The sequence below is a fragment of the Jatrophihabitans sp. genome, assembly GCF_051960575.1.
Lineage (GTDB): Bacteria > Actinomycetota > Actinomycetes > Mycobacteriales > Jatrophihabitantaceae > JBQCEE01.
Window position 1 is genome coordinate 1 of the sequence record NZ_JBQCEE010000199.1, and the last position, 2,289, is coordinate 2,289.

The window sequence follows — 2,289 nt, forward strand, 5'->3', positions numbered from 1 at the left end:
TGCAGCGGTCCACCGGCCGTACGGCGAAGGCGTACATCGTCGAGCGGCTCGTCCTGGAGGCCAAGCGCCTGCTCGCCCACGATCGCTACACCGCCGCCCGGTGCGCCCACGCCCTGGGCTTCCCCGACGCCTCCAACTTCTCGCTGTTCTTCCGCAACGCCACCGGGACCCGACCGGGCGCCTGGCAGAGCGCCTGGTCGGCGGGAGCCCTCGCCGGCTGAGCCCGCCGGCGGAGCCCGCACGGGGTCGATCAGGTGCGCGGTGCCCGCAGTGGGTACGACAGAGCGTGACCACTGATCCGACCGACGCCTTCGTCCACGTTCGCGGCGCCAACGAGCACAACCTGCGCAACGTCGACGTCGACCTGCCCCGCAACGCGATGGTGGCGTTCACCGGGATCTCGGGCTCGGGGAAGTCCTCACTCGCCTTCGGCACGCTGTACGCCGAGGCGCAGCGCCGCTACTTCGAGTCGGTGGCGCCGTACGCGCGCCGGCTGCTGCAGCAGGTGGGTGCTCCGCAGGTCCAGGAGGTCACCGGGCTGCCCCCGGCGGTGGCGCTGCAGCAGCGGCGCGGCGCCGCCACGTCCCGCTCGTCGGTCGGGACCCTGACCACGCTGTCGAACCTCCTGCGGATCCTCTACTCGCGGGCGGGCGATTACCCCGCCGGGGCCGACCATCTCGCGGCCGAGGCGTTCTCGCCCAACACCGCGGCCGGTGCCTGTCCGCGCTGCCACGGACTGGGCGTCGTGCACGACGTCACCGAGGAGCTGCTCGTCCCGGATCCCTCGCTGAGCATCCGCGAAGGGGCGATCGCCGCGTGGCCCGGCGCGTGGCAGGGTGCCAACCTGCGCAGCATCGTGACCGGACTCGGCATCGACGTCGACAAGCCGTGGCACGGGCTCGCCCGGAAGGACCGCGACTGGCTGCTGTTCACCGACGAGCAGCCCTCGGTGCTCATCAAGCCCGAACGCGACCGCATCGACCACGGCTACTACGGGAAGTTCTGGAGCGCGCGCAAGCACGTCATGCACGTGCTGGCCGACTCCACCAGCGAGCGGATGCGTGAGCGGGCGCTGCGCTTCGTCGAGGACGCCCCCTGCCCCGACTGCCAGGGCAGCGGGCTGCGGCCCGAAGCCCTCGCGGTGACCTTCCTCGGACACTCGATCGCCGAGGTCAACCACCTGCCGTTCACCCGGCTGGCCGCGCTCCTGCGACCGGTCGCCGAGCAGCCCGAGCAGGGCCGCGAGGTGGCGGTGCGGATCTGTGCCGACCTGGTCGCCCGGATCGAGGTGCTCCTCGACCTCGGCCTGGGCTACCTCAGCCTGGGCCGCAGCTCGACGACCCTCTCCCCCGGCGAGGCGCAGCGGCTGCGGATCGCCACCCAGCTGCGGTCGGGCCTTTTCGGCGTTGTCTACGTGCTGGATGAGCCATCCGCCGGACTGCACCCGGCCGACGCCGAGCCGCTGCTGGCGGTCCTGGATCGGCTCAAGGCGGCCGGCAACTCGCTGTTCGTCGTCGAGCACGACCTCGACGTCGTACGCCGGGCGGACTGGGTCGTCGACATCGGTCCCGGCGCCGGCTCGGCCGGGGGCCGGGTGCTCTACAGCGGCCCGGTGGCGGGGCTGGAGGCCGTCACCGAGTCGGCGACCAGCGCGCACCTGTTCGGGCGCGCCGAGCCGCTGGAGCACGCCGCTCGCGACCCGCAGGGCTGGCTGCGGCTGAGCGGGGTGCGTCGCCACAACCTGCGCGACCTGGCGGTCGACATCCCGCTCGGCGTCCTGACCGCCGTCACCGGCGTCTCCGGATCGGGCAAGTCGACCCTGGTCAGCCAGGTGCTCGCCGAGGACCCGGCCGCCCTGGAGCCGTTCGACCGGCTGGTGCTGGTCGACCAGCGGCCGATCGGCCGGACGCCACGGTCGAACCTGGCGACGTACACCGGAATGTTCGACGCCGTGCGCAAGCTGTACGCCGCCACCGATGCCGCCCGCGAGCGCGGGTACGGCGCCGGCCGCTTCTCCTTCAACGTGGCCGAGGGACGCTGCGAGACCTGCCAAGGTGAGGGGTTCGTCTCCGTCGAGCTGATGTTCCTGCCCGGCACGTATGCACCCTGCCCGCAGTGCCACGGCGCGCGCTACAACGCCGAGACCCTCGAGGTCACCTACCGCGGCAAGAACATCGCCGAGGTCCTCGGCCTCTCGGTGGACGACGCGGCGGACTTCCTGAGCGACGTGCCGGCCGCCGCCCGGAGCCTGCAGACGCTGCGTGAGGTCGGGCTGGGCTACATCCGGCT

At 72.7% G+C, this 2,289-nt stretch carries 2 protein-coding genes; both read left to right on the forward strand.

Going from position 1 to position 2,289, the window contains the following annotated elements:
- Positions 1–221 (forward strand): helix-turn-helix domain-containing protein (locus tag ACTHMS_RS11085; protein ID WP_440306721.1); only part of this gene is annotated, 221 nt, incomplete at its 5' end.
- Between the two features lie 65 nt (positions 222–286).
- The coding region (locus tag ACTHMS_RS11090) for an ABC transporter (protein WP_440306722.1) at positions 287–2,289 on the forward strand (2,003 nt) is incomplete at its 3' end.